The organism is Mesorhizobium sp. LNHC229A00 (genome assembly GCF_000502415.1).
Classification (GTDB): domain Bacteria; phylum Pseudomonadota; class Alphaproteobacteria; order Rhizobiales; family Rhizobiaceae; genus Mesorhizobium.
The window spans coordinates 88,453-109,145 of record NZ_AYWQ01000005.1; the positions used below are offsets into that span (position 1 = coordinate 88,453).

Here is a 20,693-nt window from a genome sequence, read left to right on the forward strand (position 1 = left end):
TTCAGGGCTCCTCGCCGGTTGCATGAATGTCGGCGTCGACGGGCAGGCCGGCAAAGCGCCCGGCCAGCCGTTCCAGCGAAAACAGGCAGACCAGCGCCCCACCCAGGATGACCGGCAGGAAGCTGGCGCCGCCCGGCAGGGCAAGTGACGGCATGACCGTGTTCCAGGTTAGCCTGGCCAATTGCACGCCATAGACGATCATGCCGGCGCCGAAGGCCAGCACGACAAGGTCGGAAATGCTGCGCAGCACCGCCTTGGCCGAAACAGGCAGGACATAGAGCAGCACGTCGAAGCCGAGATGGGTGCGTTCGCGCACGCCGACGGCGGCGCCGAGAAAAATGAACCAGCCCATCAGCAGTACCGAGAAGGGTTCCGTCCAGCTTGGCGAACGGTTCAGCACATAACGCGAGAAGACCTGCCAGAAGATGATGATCGTCATCAGCGTCAAGCCGGCGCCGCTGATCCAAAGCGCCAGCCTGGCAAGTCCCGACAGGACCCGCTCCGCACCCAGCCAGAATCCTCGCATGGCCGACGCGTCCGAAGGCAGCGCGGAGGTCTCCGCGCCGCTCGATCCATTGCCCCTGCCGTTCATTTCTCGGCCTGTATGCGGGCGGCCAGGTCCTTCAATTCAGGCGTCGACAAGTACTTGTCGTAGACGGGCTTCATCGCGTCGATCAGCGGCTGCTTGTCGATCTGGCTGACCTTGACGCCCGCGGCCTCGACGATGCCGCGCGACTTCTTCTCCTGCGCGTCCCACAGTTCGCGCATCTTGACGACGCTGTCCTTGGCTGCCTGACGCACGATCGCCTGGTCTTCGGGCGAGAGCTTGTCCCAGCTTGCCTTCGACATGACCAGCACTTCCGGCACGATCTGGTGTTCGTCCATCGTGTAATGCTTGGCCACTTCGTAGTGCTTGGCGGATTCGAAGCTCGGCCAGTTGTTTTCGGCGCCGTCGATGACGCCGGTCTGCAGCGCCGAATAGACTTCGCCATAGGCCATCGGCGTGGCGTTGGCACCTAGCGCGTTGACCATGTCGACGAACACATCGGACTGGATGACGCGGAACTTCATGCCTTTCATGTCCGCCATCGAGGTAATGTCCTTCTTGGTGTTGTAGAAGGACCGAGCACCGGAATCGTAGAAGGCGAGGCCGACGAGATCATGCGCCTCGAAGGCCTTCAGGATCTGGTCGCCGACACCGCCGTCCATGACGTGGCGCATGTGCTCGACGGAGCGGAACATGTAGGGCAGCGACGGCACGGCGGTCTCCGGCACGATGCCGTTGAACGGTCCCATCGAGACACGGTCGAGGTCGATGACGCCGGCCTGGGTCTGCTCGATCGTGTCCTTTTCCTCGCCGAGTTGCGCCGAGTGATAGACCTCGATCGAATAGCGGCCGGCGGTGCGCTGCTTGAGCAGGTCGCCCATGTACTTGACCGCCTCGACGGTCGGGTAGCCGTCTGGATGGGTATCCGAGGATCGCAGCACGGTTTCGGCGTTGGCAGCGCCGATCAGCAGCGAACCGATGGCGAATGTCGCGGCCGTCAATTTCGAAAAATGCAACATGACTTCCTCCCATTGAAAATCGAAACGCCCGGCTCAGAGCCGGTACGCATTCTTGGCAAGCGTGTAGGCAAGCTCCTTCGCGAGTTCATGCGCCTCCTCCTCACGCAGCCTGTGCTCGGCGACGAGACGCGCCAGGAACGCACAGTCGACCCGCCGTGCCACGTCATGGCGGGCCGGGATCGACGGAAAGGCGCGGGTGTCGTCGTTGAAGCCGACCGTGTTGTAGAAGCCGGCGGTCTCGGTGGTCATCTCGCGGAACCGGCGCATGCCTTCCGGGCTGTCGTGGAACCACCAGGCCGGCCCGAGCTTCAGCGCCGGATAGACGCCGGCCAACGGCGCCAGTTCGCGCGCATAGCTGGTCTCATCCAGCGTGAACAGGATGACGGTCAGGTCACGCTCCAGCCCGACGCAGTCCAGCAATGGCTTCAATGCCGTTACATAGTCGGTCCGGGCCGGGATATCGAAACCCTTGTCCCTGCCGAATTTCTGGAAAGCAGAAGCCGAATGATTGCGCATGGAGCCGGGATGGATCTGCATGACCAGCCCGTCGTCCCGGCTCATCTTGGCCATCTCGGTCAGCATCTGCGCGCGAAACAATTTTCGCTCGCGCTCATCCTGCGAGCCGGCGCGGACCCGGTTGAACAGCTCCTGCGCCGCCGCGTCGGAAAGATTGGCGGTCTCCGCCGTCGGATGACCGTGATCCGACGACGTCGCGCCGAAGCTCCTGAAGAAGGCGCGCCGCTGGCGATGCGCGTCGAGATAACCGGCCCAGGTCCCGGTGTCGCAGCCGGTGATCTCGCCGAGCCGATCGAGATTGGCCGAAAAGCCTTCGAAATCCGGATCGACGACGGCGTCCGGCCGATAGGCGGTGACAACACGGCCCTCCCAGCCGCTGTCGCGGATCATCTGGTGCCATTTGAGATCGTCGAGCGCGCCTTCGGTCGTCGCGATGACCTCGATGTTGAAGCGCTCGAACAGCGCCCGAGGGCGGAAGTTCTCCCACTGCAGCAGCGTTGCGATCGTATCGTAATGACGGTCGGCGGTCGCGGCGCTCAAAGGCTCTTCGATGCCGAACAGATGCGCAAGGACATGGTCGAACCACAACCGGGTCGGCGTGCCACGGAAGAGGTAATAGTGTTCGCCGAACAGCCGCCAGATCGCCCTGCCGTCGGTCTCGACGGGCGCACCATCGAGGGTCGGCACGCCGAGAGCCTCCAGCCGCACGCCCTGACTGAACAGCATGCGAAAAATATAGTGGTCCGGCACGATGAGCAGTTGCGCGGGATCGGGGAACGGCTCGTTCAACGCATACCAGCGCGGGTCGGTATGGCCGTGAGGACTGATGATCGGCAGGTCCTTGATGCCGGCGTAGAGAGCGCGGGCGATCGACAGCGGACGCGCCTCGGCTGAAAACAGCAAATCCGCATTGGTCAGTGCCACGGCCATCCTCCGGCTCCATGGGTAGGATCGGTCAGAAATAATGTCAACATACAAAAATCTGGTTGTTGTATGATGACTCCTAAGCGAAGCTAAGCATTGTCGGCGGACGCCGTCAGTGTTACCCCGCAAACCGTTCCACGAGATGAGTGCCGAATTGATGACAGACCGCCGCCTTTCCAACCGCACGGCGCAGGCATTGCCGGTCAAGGTCGNTGTTGTATGATGACTCCTAAGCGAAGCTAAGCATTGTCGGCGGACGCCGTCAGTGTTACCCCGCAAACCGTTCCATGAGATGAGTGCCGAATTGATGACAGACCGCCGCCTTTCCAACCGCACGGCGCAGGCATTGCCGGTCAAGGTCGCCGCGCCTCGATATGATCGTGGCGCGATCACGCCGGGCATCGTTCATCTGGGCGTCGGCGCCTTTCACCGCGCCCACCAGGCCGCTTATATCGATGAATGCCTGGCGGCCGGCGAAACGGACTGGGGCATATCAGGCGTGTCGCTGCGCAGCGCCGATACGCGCGACGCGCTGGCGCCGCAGGACGGGCTATACACCTTGGCGGTGCGCGGCAGCGGCGGCGAGAAGCTGCATGTCATCGGCTCGATCGGCTCGCTGCTGGTGGCGCCGGAAGACCCGGAAGCGGTTCTGGCGGTGCTGGCCGATCCGCGGACCCGCATCGTGACGCTGACGATCACCGAGAAAGCCTATTTGCGGGCGGCCGGAGGCGGATTGGACGCGGCGCATGCCGACATCGTCCACGACCTTGACAACCCGCGAACACCGAAGACGGCGCATGGTTTTCTGACCGAAGCGCTCGCCCGGAGGCTGGCTGCTGGCACACCGCCCTTTACCGTGCTTTGTTGCGACAACCTGCCGGCCAACGGCGCCACCTTGCACCGGCTGCTGATCGAATTCGCCACGCGGCGCGATGCCGGTGCCGGTTCGGCGGCCGATGCCGGAATGGCCGACCACATCGCCGGTCACGTCGCATTTCCGTCAAGCATGGTCGACCGCATCGTGCCAGCCACGACCGATGCCGGCAGGGCGCGGATAGCGGGCGAACTTGGTGTCGACGACGCCTGGCCGGTGATGACGGAACCCTTCCGCCAGTGGGTGATCGAGGACGATTTCCCGACGGGCCGTCCGGCCTGGGAAAAATTCGGCGTCACCATGGTTGGGGATGTCGCTCCCTTCGAGGACATGAAGCTGAGGCTGCTCAACGGCGCGCATTCGGGCATCGCCTATCTCGGCCTGCTCAGCGGCCACGCGACGGTCGACAGCGCCTTCGCCGATCCGGCGATCCGGCGGTTCGTCGACGCGCTATGGCAAGAGGCCATAACAACGTTGCCGGACGATGCCGGCCTCGACCCATCAGCGTATACGGCTGAGCTTGCGGAGCGTTTTTCAAACACGGCACTTGCCCACCGCACGGCGCAGATCGCCAATGACGGCAGCCAGAAACTGCCGCAGCGCATTATCGCCTCGGCTGTCGAGTGCCTCGAAGCCGGCACCGAGCTGGTCCATCTCACGCTGGTGGTGGCTGCCTGGATCGCCGCCTGCGCGGCGCGCGGAAAGGCGTTGCCGGAAGGCCATTTCACCGATCCGCTCGATGCGCCGATGACCGCGCTTTTGGACCAGCAGCTGCCGGCGAACGAAACCGTGACGGCGGTGTTTGACATGGCCGGCTTCGCCCGGGATCACGCCGAGCGCCAGACGCTGATGGAACTCGTGGCCGTCCATCTCGTCCACCTGCGACGAGACGGCCCGACTTTGGCCTTCGCCGCGCTCGGCATAGAAGCTGAAGGACAGCAAGGCGCGAGCGGTACAGAACCTTGATTCGTCGTGCACCTCCAGCACCGCCGCCACACCAACTCTCACGCCACAATAGCCCGACAAACAAAAAAAGCGGGGCAAGGCCCCGCTCCAATCCGTCACCTTGAGACGAGTTTCAGGCCGGCAGGATCGCGCCTTCCAGCGTGGTGAGCTGGCTAAGGAATTGTTCGGCCTTGCTGCGCGACTGATCGTCCTTGGCGTCCGCGGCATCTTCCCTGGCTTCCTGGATGCGGCGGGTGAGATCGGCGCGGTCGACGTCCTTCACCGCGACAGCCGATTCCGCCAGCAGCGTGCAGCCGGCCGGGACGATGTCGGCGAAGCCGCCGAACACGACATAGCGTTCCTCGCTCCCCGAGGCGCTCTTCACCGTGACGACACCCGGCTTGATCGTGGTCATGACCGGCGCGTGATGAGCCATGACGGTCATCTCGCCTTCGGCGCCTGGAATAACGACGGATTCGACCTCGGCGGAAACCAGCAGGCGTTCCGGCGAAACCAGTTCGAACTTGAAAGCTTCAGCCATGTCAATTTAGCGGGTAGGGAATAGTGAGTAGTCGATAGTGATGGGAGCACGAAACGCCCAGGTCACGCCGCTATTCTCTTCTCGCTGCCCACTACTCCCTATTCGCTTGATTTACGCCGCTTCTGCCGCGAGGCGCTGTGCCTTCTCGACCGCTTCCTCGATGCCGCCGACCATGTAGAAGGCGGCTTCCGGCAGGTGGTCGTAGTCGCCGTTGCAGAGGCCCTTGAAGCCCTTGATGGTGTCGGCGAGGTCGACGAGCTTGCCAGGCGCGCCGGTGAACACTTCGGCGACGAAGAAGGGCTGTGACAGGAAGCGCTCGATCTTGCGGGCGCGGGCCACCGTCTGCTTGTCCTCTTCCGAGAGCTCATCCATGCCGAGGATGGCGATGATGTCCTGCAGCGACTTGTAGCGCTGGAGGATCGACTGCACCTGGCGGGCGACGCCATAATGCTCGTCGCCGACGACCAGCGGGTCGAGCATGCGCGAAGTCGAGTCCAGCGGATCGACGGCCGGATAGATGCCCTTCTCGGCGATCGAACGGTTGAGCGTCGTCGTCGCGTCAAGGTGAGCGAACGAGGTCGCCGGTGCCGGATCGGTCAAGTCGTCGGCCGGCACGTAGATCGCCTGCACCGAGGTGATCGAGCCCTTGGTGGTGGTGGTGATGCGTTCCTGAAGCGCGCCCATGTCGGTGGCGAGCGTCGGCTGGTAGCCCACGGCCGACGGGATGCGGCCGAGCAGCGCCGACACTTCGGAACCCGCCTGCGTGAAGCGGAAGATGTTGTCGACGAAGAACAGCACGTCCTGGCCCTGGTCGCGGAAATATTCGGCGACCGTCAAGCCGGTCAGGCCGACACGGGCGCGCGCGCCCGGCGGCTCGTTCATCTGGCCGTACACCAGCGCTGCCTTGGAGCCTTCGCCGCCGCCCTTCTTGTTGACGCCGGATTCGATGAACTCGTGATAGAGATCGTTGCCTTCGCGGGTGCGCTCGCCGACGCCGGCGAACACCGAGTAGCCGCCATGCGCCTTGGCGATGTTGTTGATCAGTTCCTGGATCAGCACGGTCTTGCCGACGCCGGCGCCGCCGAACAGGCCGATCTTGCCGCCCTTGGCGTAAGGCGCCAAGAGGTCGAGCACCTTGATGCCGGTGATCAGGATCTGGGCTTCCGTCGACTGCTCGACATAGGTCGGCGCCGGCTGATGGATCGAGCGCATTTCGATTGCGTCGACCGGGCCTTCTTCGTCGACCGGTTCGCCGATGACGTTGATGATGCGGCCGAGCATGCCCGGGCCGACCGGCACGGTGATCGGAGCGCCGGTGTCGCGCACTTCCTGGCCGCGCACCAGACCTTCGGTGGAGTCCATCGCGATGCAGCGCACGGTGTTTTCACCCAGATGCTGGGCAACTTCGAGCACCAGGCGGTTGCCGACATTGGTCGTCTCGAGCGCGTTCAGGATCGCCGGCAGGTGATCGCCGAATTGCACGTCGACAACGGCGCCGATGACCTGCCGAACCCTGCCGACAACGCCGGTGGCTTTCGTGACCACGGCCTGCGTCTTGGCAACCACGGCCTTGGCCGGCGCTGCTGCTGCCTTGGCCGGAGCAGCTTTTGCCGCCGCCGGAGCCCTGGCCGCCTTCACGGGGGCTGCTGCCTTGGGGGCTGCCGTCTTCGGAGTTGCCTTCTGGGGGGTCGCTGCTTTCGCCATCGTCTTTACCCTTTTCGTCCTTTGTTTCTCACGCGGTCCGGTTCGCGGGAAAGTCACCCGCGGACCGCGCCTAGAGCGCCTCGGCGCCCGAAATAATTTCGATCAGTTCCTTGGTGATCTGCGCCTGCCGCTGGCGGTTGTAGGTGATCGACAGCTTGTTGATCATCTCGCCGGCGTTGCGCGTCGCATTGTCCATGGCGCTCATCTTGGCGCCCATTTCGCCGGCGGCGTTTTCGAGCAGCGCCCGGAAAACCTGCACGGAGATGTTGCGCGGGATGAGGTCGGAGAGGATTTCGCCCGGCTCCGGCTCATATTCATAGACGGCGCTGCCGCCATCCACCGCCGCGGCCGGAGCCGAAGCGACGCCGGCCGGGATGATCTGCTGCGCGGTCGGGATCTGGCTGATCACCGACTTGAACTGCGAATAGAACAGCGTGCAGATGTCGAAGGCGCCCTCGTTGAACAGATGAATGACCTTCTTGGCGATCGCGTCGGCATTGACGAAGCCGAGCGTCTTGACCTCGCGCAAATCGACGCGGTCGATGATCATCGATGCATAGTCGCGGCGCAGGATGTCGAAACCCTTCTTGCCGACGCAGATGATCTTGACCTGCTTGCCATCGGCCAGAAGCCGGCGGATGTGATCGCGGGCAAGACGGGCGATCTGCGAATTGAAACCGCCGCACAGGCCGCGCTCGGCGGTGCAGACCACGAGCAGATGCACGGCGTCCTTACCGGTGCCCGTCATCAGCGCCGGCGCATCGCCGCCACCGCCGATCGCTTGGGTGATGTTGGCCAGCACGGAACCCATGCGCTCCGAATAGGGGCGCGCCGCTTCCGCCGCCTCTTGCGCACGGCGCAGCTTCGCCGCGGCGACCATCTGCATCGCCTTGGTGATCTTCTGCGTCGCCTTGACCGAGGCGATACGGTTACGAAGGTCTTTTAATGAAGGCATGCTTCAAACCTGATCCCGTCTTGTCTCATCCGGACTGGCGCTTCGCTCAGGCGAAGGTCTTGGCGAAGGCGTCGATCTCGGCCTTGAGCTTGGCGCGCAGATCGTCCGAAAGCGCCTTTTCCTTGCGGATGGCGTCGAGAACGTCCTTGCCCGCCGCACGCATGTGGCTGAGCAGGCCGTGCTCGAACTTGCCGACCTGGTTGACCGGCAGCTTGTCGAGATAGCCGTTGACGCCGGCGAAGATCACCGCGACCTGCTCTTCCGTCTTCAGCGGCGAGAACTGCGGCTGCTTCAGGAGTTCGGTCAGGCGCGATCCGCGGTTGAGCAGGCGCTGCGTGGCGGCATCGAGATCCGAGCCGAACTGCGCGAAGGCCGCCATTTCGCGGTACTGCGCGAGCTCGCCCTTGATCGAGCCGGCAACCTGCTTCATCGCTTTGATCTGCGCGGCCGAGCCGACGCGGCTGACCGAGAGGCCGACGTTGACGGCCGGACGGATGCCCTGGAAGAACAGGTTGGTTTCGAGGAAGATCTGGCCGTCGGTGATCGAGATCACATTGGTCGGGATATAGGCCGACACGTCGTTGGCCTGCGTCTCGATGATCGGCAGGGCGGTCAGCGATCCGCCGCCCAGATCGTCGTTGAGCTTCGCGGCGCGCTCGAGCAAGCGCGAGTGCAGGTAGAAGACGTCGCCGGGATAGGCTTCGCGGCCTGGCGGGCGGCGCAGCAACAACGACATCTGGCGATAAGCGACGGCCTGCTTCGACAGATCATCATAGCTGATCAGCGCATGCATGCCGTTGTCGCGGAAATATTCGCCCATGGTGCAGCCGGCGAACGGCGCCAGGAACTGCATCGGCGCCGGGTCGGAAGCGGTGGCGGCGATGATGATCGAGTATTCGAGCGCGCCGCGCTCTTCCAGAACCTTGACGAACTGCGCGACGGTCGAACGCTTCTGGCCGACGGCGACGTAGACGCAGTAGAGCTTTTCCTTTTCCGGGCCGTTATCGTGCACCGACTTCTGGTTGAGCATCGTGTCGAGGATGATGGCGGTCTTGCCGGTCTGGCGGTCACCGATGACCAGCTCGCGCTGGCCGCGGCCGACCGGGATCAGGGCGTCGATGGCCTTGAGGCCGGTTGACATCGGCTCGTTGACCGATTTGCGCGGAATGATGCCTGGTGCCTTGACGTCGACGCGCTTGCGTTCGGTCGCCTTGATCGGGCCCTTGCCGTCGATCGGGTTGCCAAGCGCGTCGACGACGCGGCCGAGCAGGCCGGGGCCGACAGGAACGTCGACGATGGCGCCGGTGCGCTTGACGATGTCGCCTTCCTTGATGTCGCGGTCGGCGCCGAAGATGACGACGCCGACATTGTCGGCTTCGAGGTTGAGCGCCATGCCGCGGATGCCGCCTGGGAATTCGACCATTTCGCCGGCCTGGACATTGTCGAGGCCATAGACGCGGGCGATACCGTCACCGACGGACAGCACCTGTCCGACTTCGGAGACCTCGGCCTCCTTGCCGAAATTCTTGATCTGATCTTTCAGAATTGCGGAAATTTCCGCGGCGCGGATGTCCATCAGCCGACCTCTTTCAGTGCAAGCTTGAGCGAATTGAGTTTGGTTTTGAGCGACGTATCGATCTGGCGCGAGCCCATCTTGACCACCAACCCGCCGAGCAGCGATGGATCGACGGTGACGGAAATGGCCACGTCCTTGCCGGCAACGCCCTTCAGCGCGGCCTTGAGTTCGGTCTGCTGGGCCGCGGTCAGCTCATGAGCCGACGTCACCTCGGCGGCAGCCTCGCCACGGTGCTCAGCGGCGATCTGGCGGAATGCCTTGATCATGCCGGGCACCGCGAACAGGCGGCGGTTCTTGGCGACGACGCGCAGGAAATTGCCGGTCAGACCGATGATGCCGGCCCTGTCGGCGATCGCCCCGATGGCCTTGGCCTGGTCCTCGCTGGAGAATACCGGGCTGTTGATCAGCCGGGTGAGGTCGCCACTGCCCGCGAGCATGGCCTCGAAACTGGTGAGATCGGCCTCGACCTTGGCGACGGAATTTGCCTGCGATGCCAGTTCGAACAGCGAACCGGCATAGCGTTCTGCGACACCTGAGATTGGCGATGACGATTGAGCCACGGACCGTCTTTTCTCTTGTCTGACAGGCCGCAGATTGTTGGCGCGAGCAAAAACTCTGGCTAAATCTTTGACCTTACTGCATTTTTTCAAGCACGGAGGCGCGGCTTCCGCTATCCCCGGCCGAAAGTCGATTGCCGTCTAGCACAGGCATTTTAAGACCGCAATGCGTCGTTCCGCATGGTTTTCAGGCACTATTGTCGCATCCGGCGAAAGATCAGCGTCCCGCGCGCCTGAATACCCCAGGATTCAGGGCACAAAGCCGAAGGCAAAGGCGAGCGGCAAGGCCGCGAGCGCCAATTCCACCACAATGGAAATCCAATTGAAAGGTGTATTGGCGCCATCCGACATCATCGACAGCAGCCGGCCGAAGGCAGTGAACAGCCATGAAAATCCGAGCGCCATGTAGACCAGCGGCTGCGCGAGCAGGATGCAGCACAGGCCGACTCCGAGATAAAAGCCCGACATGCGGCCGCGCCCCTCGGCGATCGCCGCCGCCTTCTCGGGTTTCGCCTGCAGGCGCAGGATACGGAACGCCAGCCCCGGCGCCAGGAAAAACAGAAGGCCGAGCAGCACGGTGAAGACCGCGCTCGACCAGGCCAGCCATTCGCCCTGGCTCGTCGGCCATGGAAGCGCAAAATCCATCGTGTCCCTCGAAATGCCCTGTTTTGAAAATCACCGACATTCTAGCGAAGGAAAGACCCGGCGCCAGATGGCTTCAGCCACTTTAGGAGACGCGCATCAACTCAGTGCGAATTCCACCGCCGCCTCGGCATGGATGCGCGTCGTGTCGAAAACCGGAATGTCGAAATCCTCCTGGCCGATGAGCATGGTGATCTCGGTGCAGCCCATGATCAGGCTGTCGGCGGCTTCGTCGCGGCGCAAGCGGTTTGCCTCGGCGACATAGGCCGCCTTCGAGGCTTCTGTGACGATGCCCTGACAGAGTTCTTCGTAGATGACGCGATGCACCATGTCGCGCCCGGCCGAATTTGGCACCACTGGCGACAAGCCATATTTGTCGGCAAGCCGGCCCTTGTAGAAGTCCTGCTCCATGGTGAACCGCGTTGCCAGCAGCGCTGGCCGCCGCAGGCCGGCCTGCCTGACCGTGGCCGCGGTTGCGTCGGCGATATGGATGAGCGGGATCGACACAGCCGCCTGCACCTGGTCGGCCAGTCTGTGCATGGTGTTGGTGCACAGAAGCAGGCCCTCCGCACCGCCGGCCTCAAGTTTGTGCGCGGCATCGATCAGCAGCGCGCCGGCACCGTCCCAGTCGCCATCATGCTGCCGTTCGGCAATCTCGGCGAAATCGAACGACCAGAGCAGCAGCCTCGCCGAATGCAGGCCGCCCAGCCGCTCGCGCACGATCTCGTTGAGCAGGCGGTAGTAGATGGCGGTCGATTCCCAACTCATGCCGCCGAGCAGGCCTAAGGTTTTCATCAGATCTTCCGTTTCTCTCGTCGTGACAGCTGGAGCTGAATTTGTGTTCCTACAAAAAGCTCTGCGGGTCGATGTCGACCTGCACCCGAACCGAGCCGCGCTGTTTCGGACCGTTGGCCAGCATGGTGCGGATGAACCCCTGCATGTCGGCGCGCCGTTCGCCCTGGATCAGCAGGCGGAAGCGGTGGCGACCGCCGAGCAACGATAATGGCGCTTCCGCCGGCCCTAGCACGAACAGATCCGACGCCTCCGGTGCGGAGCGGCGCAGGCCGCGTGCATGGGCTTCCGCTTCCGCCCGCGTCACCGCGCTGACGATGACGCCTGCCAGCCGGCCGAAGGGCGGCAAGGCAGCGCGTTCGCGCTCTGAAATCTCGCGCTGGTAGAAAGACTCGGCATCGCCGGAGACGATCGCCCGCATCACCGGATGGTCGGGCTGGAAGGTCTGCAGCAGGCCAAGGCTCTTCTTGCCGGTGCGGCCGGCACGGCCGGTCACCTGGCTGAGCAGCNTTTCCCTACACGACGCTCTTCCGATCTTGGAAGGTCTGCAGCAGGCCAAGGCTCTTCTTGCCGGTGCGGCCGGCACGGCCGGTCACCTGGCTGAGCAGCTGGAAGGTGCGCTCGGCGGCACGCGGATCGCCATTGGCAAGGCCTAGGTCGGCATCGACGACGCCGACCAGCGTCATGTTCGGGAAATTGTGACCCTTGGCGACCAGTTGCGTGCCGATGACGATATCGGCCTCGCCATTGGCGATAGCCTCCAGTTCCAGCCGCAACCGCCGTACACCCCCCATGATATCCGACGACAGCACGATGGTGCGCGCGTCCGGGAAATGCGTGACGACCTCTTCGGCGATGCGCTCCACCCCCGGCCCGCAAGCGACCAGATGGTCGAGCGTGCCGCATTCGGGGCAGGCTTCCGGCCGGCGCTCATTGTGACCGCAGTGATGACACACCAACTGGCCGCGAAAGCGGTGTTCGACCAGCCAGGCCGAGCACACCGGGCAGCCGAAACGGTGGCCGCAGACCCGGCATAGCGTCAGCGGCGCATAGCCCCGCCGGTTGAGGAACAGCAGCGATTGCTCCTTCTTCTCCAGCGTCTTGCGCATATGGTCGATCAGCACCGGCGACAGGAAGCCGCCACGCGCCGGCGGCGCGCGGCGCATGTCGATCGACTTGAGATCGGGAAGTGCCGCCTCGGCGAAGCGGGCGGAAAGCACAGCCCTGGCATAGCGGCCCTGGCTGGCGTTGACCCGGCTCTCGACCGAAGGCGTTGCCGACGCCAGCACGATGGGAAAGCCGCCAATATGGCCGCGCACGACAGCCATGTCGCGCGCATTGTAGAAAACGCGGTCTTCCTGCTTGTAGGCCGGGTCGTGCTCCTCGTCGACGACGATCAGGCCGAGCTGCTTGAACGGCAGGAAGAGCGCCGAGCGCGCGCCGGCGACGACACGCACGCCCCCTTCCGCCACTTGCCGCCAGACTTTTTCGCGCATCCTGGGCGGCAGGTCGGAATGCCACTCGGCCGGCTTGGCGCCAAAGCGCCCCTGGAACCGTTCGAGGAAAGCATGCGTCAGCGCGATTTCCGGCAGCAGGATCAGCACCTGTTTGCCCTGATCGAGCGCGGCGGCCACCGCCTCGAAATAGACCTCGGTCTTGCCCGAACCGGTAACACCATCGAGCAGCGAGACATTGAACGCGCCGGCCGCGACATTGGCGCGCAGCATCGACGCGGCGTCGTTCTGGTCCGGCATCAGGTCCGGCAGGGCATAGCTTGGGTCGGGTGCGGCCACCACAGGGCGCGGCGGGATCATCACCGTTTCGAACACGCCTTGCGCTTTCAGCCCCTCGATTACGGTCGACGACACGCCGGCGGCGTGCGCCAGCCCCGAGCGCGTCCAGGCAAGCCCTCCTTCGGCTGTCTCCAGCACCCGCGTCCTCGCATCGGTCATCCGATCCGGCATGACGAGTGTCCGCTGCAGCCCTTCGATCCAGGGTTCGGGATCGAAAGCTTCCGGCGCACGCAACAGCATGCGCGCCACCATGCCCGGCGCCGACAGCGTGTATTGCGCCACCCAGTCGACGAAGCGGCGCATGGCGCGGTCGATCGGCGGACAGTCGAAAACCTGTTCGATCGGGCGCAATTTCCTGGCATCGACCTGCTCGACCACGCCGTCCCAGACGATGCCGGCGACCTGGCGCGGCCCAAGCGGCACGCGCACGATCGAGCCCGGCACCACCCGCATGCCGGCCGGCACGGCATAAGTGTAGGGGCGTTCGGCCGGCATCGGCACCAGCACCGGTGCGGCTGCGACAAAGGGCGAATCTTCGATCATGAGGCGTGACCTTGCCCCGACTTTGGTCTAGATCAAAGAGCAAGGCTGAACGTGCCTTCCCAAGCACGACGAAATCGTCAGGAGACCCGCCATGAAATTTTTTGTCGACACCGCCGACGTCAAGGATATCCGTGAGCTGAACGATCTGGGGCTGCTCGATGGCGTCACCACCAATCCGTCGCTGATCCTGAAATCCGGCGGCAAGATCGCCGAGGTCACCAAGCAGATCTGCGACATCGTCAAAGGTCCGGTCTCGGCGGAAGTCGTGGCGAGCGAGTACAAGCAGATGATGGCCGAGGCCGAGGTGCTGTCCAAGATCGCGCCCAATGTGTGCATCAAGGTGCCGCTGACGCTGGACGGCTTGAGAGCCTGCAAGACGATCCGCACCGAGATGAACCGAATGGTCAATGTCACGCTGTGCTTCTCGGCCAATCAGGCGCTGCTCGCGGCCAAGGCCGGCGCATCCTTCATCTCGCCTTTCGTCGGCCGCGTCGACGATACCGGCGCGGACGGCATGGAACTGATCCAGGAGATCCGCCAGATCTACGACAATTACGATTTCCAGACCGAGATCCTTGTCGCCTCGGTGCGCACGGTGAACCATATCAAGCAGGCGGCGCTCATCGGCGCCGACGTCGTGACCGCACCGCCGGCGACACTGAAGGCATTGGTGAAGCACCCGCTTACGGACAAGGGTCTGGAGCAGTTCACCGCCGACTGGGCCAAGACCGGCCAGAAAATCGGCTGAGACTATTCAGCTCCAATGAAAAAGGCCGGGCAACCGGCCTTTTTGTTGGCGTCATGACAGCCTCCGCTCAATCCGCGTCGTCAGTGTCAGGCACCGCCGCCGGCTGGCGTTTGCCCGCCATGATCTCGCGCTTGCCGACATGGTTCGGTGCGCCGACCAGACCTTCCTTCTCCATCCGCTCGACCAGTGAAGCGGCGCGGTTGTAGCCTATGCCGAGGCGGCGCTGGATGTAGGACGTCGAACATTTCTTGTCGCGCAACACCACCTTGACCGCCTCGTCATAGCTGGAATCGCCATCCTCCGCGGCAACGGCTCCCTTGTCGAAGACCGCTCCCTGGTCGTCTTCCTCTTCCTCTTCATCCTCGTCGGCCGTAACGGTCTCCAGATATTCCGGGCGGCCCTGCGCCTTCAGATGCGCCACGACATGCTCGACCTCTGCGTCGGACACGAAGGGGCCGTGCACGCGGGCGATGCGCCCGCCGCCCATCATGTGCAGCATGTCGCCCTGGCCGAGCAGCTGCTCGGCACCCTGCTCGCCCAAAATGGTGCGGCTGTCGATCTTGGAGGTGACCTGGAATGAGATTCGGGTCGGGAAGTTGGCCTTGATAGTGCCGGTGATGACGTCGACGGAAGGCCGCTGCGTGGCCATGATCAGGTGGATGCCGGCGGCGCGCGCCATCTGCGCCAGGCGTTGGATGGCGCCTTCGATCTCCTTGCCGGCGACCATCATCAGGTCGGCCATCTCGTCGACGATGACGACGATATAGGGCATCGGCGCGAGGTCGATCTCCTGCTGTTCGAACAACGGCTCGCCGGTGCCCTTCTCGAAGCCGGCCTGCACGGTCATGACGACCGTCTCGCCCTTGTCGCGGGCGGTGGCGGCGCGCTCGTTGTAGCCGTCGATGTTGCGCACGCCGAGCCGCGCCATCTTGCGATAGCGGTCCTCCATCTCGCGCACCGCCCATTTGAGCGCGGTGACCGCCTTCTTCGGATCGGTGACGACGGGCGTCAGAAGGTGCGGGATACCGTAATAGACCGACAGTTCGAGCATCTTCGGGTCGACCATGATCAGCCGGCATTCTTCCGGTTTCAGCCGGTAGAGCAGCGACAGGATCATGGTGTTGATGGCGACCGACTTGCCGGATCCCGTGGTGCCGGCGACAAGCAGATGCGGCATCTTCGCCAGCTCGGCGATGACAGGTTCGCCGCCGATCGTCTTGCCAAGGCAAAGCGCCAGCTTGCAGCTGGTCTTGCGGAAGCCCTGCGATTCGATCAGTTCACGGAAATAGACGGTCTCGCGGGTCTCGTTCGGCAGCTCGATGCCGATGACGTTGCGGCCGGGCACCACGGCGACGCGCGCCGAGACCGCCGACATGGAGCGAGCGATATCGTCGGCGAGACCAATGACACGGGAGGATTTGACGCCGGGCGCCGGCTCGAACTCGTAGAGGGTAACGACCGGACCAGGGCGAACATGGATGATCTCGCCTCGCACGCCGAAATCCTCCAGCACGCTTTCCAGGAGATCTGCATTCTGCTCGAGCCGCTCCTGCGACATGTAGAAGCCCTGCCCTTCCGGCGGCTGCTGCAGCAGCTCCTCCGAGGGAAGCTCGTAGCCTTCGCCCGTCACCGGCTGCACAACCTTGCCAGCCATGGGCAGCGACGGACGCACGGCGAGATTGGTTTCCTCCACACGTTGCGCAAATGGCGCCCGGGCGGCGCTGGCTGCGGCAGGCGCCGTCGCGGCCGTTGTCCGAGCCAGCCGGACGGTCCTGCCTGCCGGGACGGACGGCTCGACCACGACCTTGTTGGAGTTGGCCGGAAAGACGTCCGGCAGGGCGGGTGGAACCTGGCCAGGAAGGCATTCGATGACACGGAACAAGGCGGTGACATCGGCCACCGCCGGTCCGGAGTCACCGGCCCGCACGGCGGCAACCGGCGGAGCCGTGACCGGTGCACGTGGGACCGGGCTGACTTGGCGGGCCGGTGTCACGTCGACCAGAAGCGGCGCCAAGCCCTCGAAGAAAGCATGATCCGAAAGATAGGGCCGCCGGGCTTTTTCAGCGGGGGCTGCTTTGACCGGCGCGCCATTCCCGACAACGGGCGCCGGGCGCGTGGCCGCTCGTGCCGTTGCTGGCGCCTTTAGAGCCGCCGGCGCAACGCCTTTCGCCGTCTCCCCGCTACGCGCCGGCTGAGCGGGCCCGGCCGATGCCGGTCCGCGATGCATGACGCCAGGACCGACCTGCTGCGTCGGGAGCGCCAGCGGGTCGTCCTGCCCGGCAACTTCGTCCTGCGGTTGGCGGTGCTTTGGCTCATAGTCCGGCGTGCGTGTAAAACGCACATTGGGTGCAAGGAAAAAATACTCTTGCCAGGCAGGGCTTTCGGTGTCGCCACCCTGCGGGAAAGAAGCGCCGGACTGGCGGACGTCGACCTTGCCGCGCGGGCCGCCGGAACGCTCTCCTTGGGGGTCATCGGGCGCAGCTGTGTGCAACGAATTGATCCGAGAAAAACGCCTGGCTTCCATGCTCAAGACTCACTGTGAAACGACTGCCGAGCAATAGGGAGCGAGTGGTTAACAGTTGCTTCCTGTCAGCGTCGCTGGAGCGATCGAGGCACATCTTTCGCGGCGAAGCGCTTGGCTGAAAAGCGGGCTAACCCTGGCCACGTGAAAACCCGCGGTCAGGCTTCGCATGGCACCAAAGCCCGGCTGCCGGCGCGTTTCCATCACCCTGACACAGGATAGGGATATCGAGAGAATGAGAGAGGGCGTTCGGCCCTCTTTTGAGACGGCGACCGTGCTAGCTGGCCGCCTTGCCGTGCCGGGCCAGATCCTGGGCGATCGACAGCTGCAGGGCTTCAGCCAGCTCGCGCGCGGCGCGGTTCTCGGCGTCGATCTGCGCCCGGTAGGAGGCAAACTCCTGACGCGGCCTGTCGAAGGACGAGGTGATCGCCCGCTTGCCGACGGCGATCACCGCGCCGGTTTTCGCATCGGTCAGTGTGTAGCCCGCGGTCAGTGTCACCGACCCAGCCGTCGGCTCGTCTTGATCGGTTCCATTCTGTACCAGCGCCGAGGATTCAACGCCTTCGGTCACGCCGAGGTCGAGCGAATAAAGCGGCGAGGCTGGCTCGCCGGCGCCGCGCCCGAACCCGAAGATCAGATTGTTACGCACCTGCTGGGCATAGCGCGTCCGGACCGGCTTGACGGCGATCGATGCCATCTCCGCATTGGCGGTCGAGCCCGTCGACAACGGCGCGCTCGAATAGAGCGGCCGCACCTGGCAGGCCGAAATGAACGCCAGCGACCCGACGAGGCCGGCAAGCGCGATGCGGCGCAGCAGACGGCCCAGCTCTGTCTTTTCCCGGTCAGGCAACGACATTGACGATCCTCTGCGGCACGATGATCACCTTGCGCGGAGCCTTACCTTCAAGTGCTTTCTGCACGAAGTCGAGAGCCAAGACCGCTTTTTCGACCGCACCTTGGTCCGCGTCGCGGGCAATTGTCAAATCCCCCCGCTTCTTGCCGTTGACCTGCACCGGATAGGTGACTTCGTTGTCCACGACCAGCGCCGGATCGAAGACCGGCCAGGGCCGTTCGGCCACCAGATCGACGCCGCCCAGCGTCTCCCAGCACTCTTCAGCCAGGTGCGGCATCACGGGCGCGATCAGATGCACCATGATCTCCACGGCCTCGCGGCAGGCGCTTTTCAGCGCCGGAACGGCCTTGCCTTCCGCCACTTCGTTAAGCGGGGCTGTCAGCGCGTTGGCCAGTTCATAGATGCGAGCAATGGCGCGGTTGAAGGCGAGCTTCTCGATGTCTTCGCCAACCGCCTTCAGGATCTTGTGCGCGGCCTTGGAAACCGCCCCGGCCTCGCCATCATTGGCCGCCTTGGGCGTGACCCCTGCCAGCGTCTCGGCCGCCGTCGACACCAACCGCCAGATGCGCTGCATGAAACGATGCGCGCCGGCGGCACCGTCGTCGGTCCACTCGACATCGCGCTCGGGCGGCGAATCCGACAGCATGAACCAGCGCGCCGTGTCGGCGCCGTAGCCATCGGTGATGTCTTCCGGGCTCACCGTGTTCTTCTTCGACTTCGACATCTTCTCGAGCGGCCCGATGGTGACCGCCTCGCCGGTGGCGACGTCGATGGCGCGGCGCTTGCCGTCGACGTCTTCCAGACGCACCTCGGTCGGCGCCAGCCAGCGCCCATTCGACGCCGAGCCGACACGGTAGGTTTCGTGGACCACCATGCCTTGCGTGAACAGGCCCTTGAACGGCTCGGCCAAGGCAACATGGCCGGTCTCGCGCATGGCGCGGGTGAAGAAGCGCGAATAGAGCAGATGCAGGATCGCATGCTCGATGCCGCCAATATATTGGTCGACCGCCAGCCACTCGTTCGCTGCCTTAGGATCGGTCGGCTCATGCGCCCAGGGCGCGGTGAAGCGGGCAAAATACCAGGACGAATCCACGAACGTATCCATCGTGTCGGTTTCGCGCCGCGCGTCCTTGCCGCATTGCGGGCACTTCACATGCCGCCAGGTCGGGTGACGGTCGAGCGGATTGCCTGGCCGGTCGAAATCGACATCGTCGGGCAGCTTGACCGGCAGATCGGCCTTCGGCACCGGCACCACACCGCAATCCTCGCAATGGATCATCGGGATCGGGCAGCCCCAGTAGCGCTGGCGCGAAATGCCCCAGTCGCGCAGGCGGAAATTCACCTTGCGCTCGGCCATCGGCCGGTTGCCGATGGTCTTTTGCTCCAGCAGCCTGGCGACTTCATCGAAAGCGCTGTCCGGCGGCATGCCGTCGAGGAAGCGCGAATTGATCATCGCGCCATCGTCGACATAGGCCTCGTCGACGATCTGGAACGTCTTGGGATCGGCTCCGTCAGGCATCACCACTGGCACCACCGGCAGGCCGTATTTGTTGGCGAAATCGAGGTCGCGCTGGTCATGCGCCGGGCAGCCGAAGATGGCGCCGGTGCCGTATTCCATCAGCACGAAATTGGCGACGTAGACAGGCAGCGTCCAACTATCGTCGAAAGGATGGACAACGCGGATGCCGGTGTCGAAGCCTTTCTTCTCGGCCGTCTCGAGCGCCGCCACCGAAGTGCCCATATGGCGTACTTCGTCAATGAACTTCGCCAGGGCCGGATTGGTCTCCGCGGCCTTCTTGGCCAGCGGATGATCGGCGGCGATTGCCATGAACGAGGCACCGAAAATGGTGTCGGGCCTTGTCGTGTAGACTTCCAGCTCATGCTCGCCGGCGATTTCCGAGGCCAGCGGCCAACGGATCAGCAGGCCTTCCGAACGGCCGATCCAGTTCTGCTGCATCAGCTTCACTTTTTCGGGCCACTCGTCGAGACCGTCCAACGAATCCAGCAAGTCTTGGGCAAAGTCGGTGATCTTGAAGAACCATTGCGTCAGCTCGCGCTGTTCCACCAGCGCGCCGGAGCGCCAGCCGCGCCCGTCGATGACCTGCTCGTTGGCGAGCACCGTCATGTCCTCCGGATCCCAGTTGACCTTGGAGGATTTGCGCGTCACCAGCCCCTTCTCGACGAAGTCGAGGAACAGCATCTGCTGGCGGTGGTAGTAGTCGACGTCGCACGTGGCGAATTCGCGCGCCCAGTCCAGCGACAGGCCCATCACCTTGAGCTGCTCGCGCATGGCGGCGATGTTCTGGTAGGTCCATTCCTTGGGATGCACCTTGTTCTGCATCGCGGCGTTCTCAGCCGGCATGCCGAAGGCGTCCCAGCCCATCGGGTGCAGCACGTTGAAACCCTTGGCGCGCTTGTAGCGGGCCACCACGTCGCCCATCGTGTAATTGCGGGTATGGCCGATATGGATGCGACCCGACGGATAGGGGAACATTTCCAGCACGTAGTATTTCGGGCGCGGATCGTCATTGTGCGCTTCGAAAAGCTTCTTCTCGGCCCAGGCCTTCTGCCATTTGGGTTCTGACGCGCGCGGGTTGTATCGTTCGGTTGCCATGGGACGTTTTTCACTTAAAAGCATGCGGA

Annotated in this window: 15 protein-coding genes; 2 read left to right on the forward strand and 13 right to left on the reverse strand. The window is 64.0% G+C overall.

From position 1 onward, the window contains the following. Position 1: 1 nt before the first annotated feature. The 3 genes from X742_RS158055 to uxaC all read right to left on the reverse strand — a co-directional run bounded on the left by X742_RS158055 (position 2) and on the right by uxaC (position 3,012). Positions 2-526 carry a TRAP transporter small permease gene (locus X742_RS158055; protein WP_023771756.1) on the reverse strand — a complete coding sequence of 175 codons (525 nt, stop codon included), beginning with the start codon at positions 524-526 and terminating at the stop codon, positions 2-4. Between the two features lie 62 nt (positions 527-588). Continuing rightward, a complete protein-coding gene (locus X742_RS158050; RefSeq protein WP_023771757.1) occupies positions 589-1,566 on the reverse strand; it encodes a TRAP transporter substrate-binding protein in 978 nt (325 codons plus the stop codon). Positions 1,567-1,599: 33 nt separating this feature from the next. After that, positions 1,600-3,012, reverse strand: a complete 1,413-nt coding sequence (gene uxaC / locus X742_RS158045) for a glucuronate isomerase (RefSeq protein ID WP_031247835.1) — start codon at positions 3,010-3,012, stop codon at positions 1,600-1,602. A 301-nt stretch (positions 3,013-3,313) separates the two neighbouring features. On the opposite strand from uxaC, the gene X742_RS158040 reads away from it, so the two are divergent. Further along, complete coding sequence (locus tag X742_RS158040) at positions 3,314-4,846, forward strand: mannitol dehydrogenase family protein (RefSeq protein ID WP_023771759.1); 1,533 nt, start codon at positions 3,314-3,316, stop codon at positions 4,844-4,846. A gap of 112 nt (positions 4,847-4,958) precedes the next feature. Here X742_RS158040 and X742_RS158035 read toward each other — a convergent pair whose 3' ends face one another. From X742_RS158035 to X742_RS158005, 7 genes are all read right to left on the reverse strand, one after another. Continuing rightward, a complete protein-coding gene (locus X742_RS158035) occupies positions 4,959-5,366 on the reverse strand; it encodes a F0F1 ATP synthase subunit epsilon (protein ID WP_023771760.1) in 408 nt (135 codons plus the stop codon). Between the two features lie 111 nt (positions 5,367-5,477). Next, positions 5,478-7,070 (reverse strand): F0F1 ATP synthase subunit beta, encoded by a 1,593-nt coding sequence (gene atpD, locus X742_RS158030; protein WP_023771761.1) that lies wholly within the window; start codon positions 7,068-7,070, stop codon positions 5,478-5,480. Between the two features lie 70 nt (positions 7,071-7,140). Continuing rightward, on the reverse strand, positions 7,141-8,025 hold the full coding sequence (locus X742_RS158025; RefSeq protein ID WP_023771762.1) for a F0F1 ATP synthase subunit gamma: 885 nt from the start codon (positions 8,023-8,025) through the stop codon (positions 7,141-7,143). Between the two features lie 46 nt (positions 8,026-8,071). Next, the gene (gene atpA / locus X742_RS158020; protein WP_015315171.1) at positions 8,072-9,601 is read right to left on the reverse strand and encodes a F0F1 ATP synthase subunit alpha; all 1,530 of its coding nucleotides are present in this window, start codon (positions 9,599-9,601) and stop codon (positions 8,072-8,074) included. After that, positions 9,601-10,161 (reverse strand): F0F1 ATP synthase subunit delta, encoded by a 561-nt coding sequence (locus X742_RS158015; RefSeq protein ID WP_023771763.1) that lies wholly within the window; start codon positions 10,159-10,161, stop codon positions 9,601-9,603. Before X742_RS158015 ends, atpA begins: the two co-directional genes overlap by 1 nt. A gap of 246 nt (positions 10,162-10,407) precedes the next feature. Beyond that, on the reverse strand, positions 10,408-10,803 hold the full coding sequence (locus tag X742_RS158010; RefSeq protein ID WP_023771764.1) for a DUF4345 family protein: 396 nt from the start codon (positions 10,801-10,803) through the stop codon (positions 10,408-10,410). Positions 10,804-10,899: 96 nt separating this feature from the next. Then, complete coding sequence (locus X742_RS158005) at positions 10,900-11,595, reverse strand: aspartate/glutamate racemase family protein (protein WP_023771765.1); 696 nt, start codon at positions 11,593-11,595, stop codon at positions 10,900-10,902. A 2,424-nt stretch (positions 11,596-14,019) separates the two neighbouring features. Between X742_RS158005 and fsa the strand changes: the two genes are divergently transcribed. Then, the gene (fsa, locus tag X742_RS158000) at positions 14,020-14,676 is read left to right on the forward strand and encodes a fructose-6-phosphate aldolase (RefSeq protein ID WP_023771766.1); all 657 of its coding nucleotides are present in this window, start codon (positions 14,020-14,022) and stop codon (positions 14,674-14,676) included. Positions 14,677-14,743: 67 nt separating this feature from the next. Here the strand turns inward: fsa and X742_RS157995 are convergent, their stop codons facing one another. From X742_RS157995 to leuS, 3 genes are all read right to left on the reverse strand, one after another. Next, positions 14,744-17,200, reverse strand: a complete 2,457-nt coding sequence (locus X742_RS157995) for a DNA translocase FtsK (RefSeq protein ID WP_023771767.1) — start codon at positions 17,198-17,200, stop codon at positions 14,744-14,746. A 274-nt stretch (positions 17,201-17,474) separates the two neighbouring features. Continuing rightward, complete coding sequence (lptE, locus tag X742_RS157990) at positions 17,475-18,053, reverse strand: LPS assembly lipoprotein LptE (RefSeq protein WP_023771768.1); 579 nt, start codon at positions 18,051-18,053, stop codon at positions 17,475-17,477. After that, positions 18,040-20,664, reverse strand: a complete 2,625-nt coding sequence (gene leuS, locus X742_RS157985; protein ID WP_023771769.1) for a leucine--tRNA ligase — start codon at positions 20,662-20,664, stop codon at positions 18,040-18,042. The genes lptE and leuS overlap by 14 nt, the downstream gene beginning before the upstream one ends. Between the last annotated feature and the right edge of the window lie 29 nt (positions 20,665-20,693).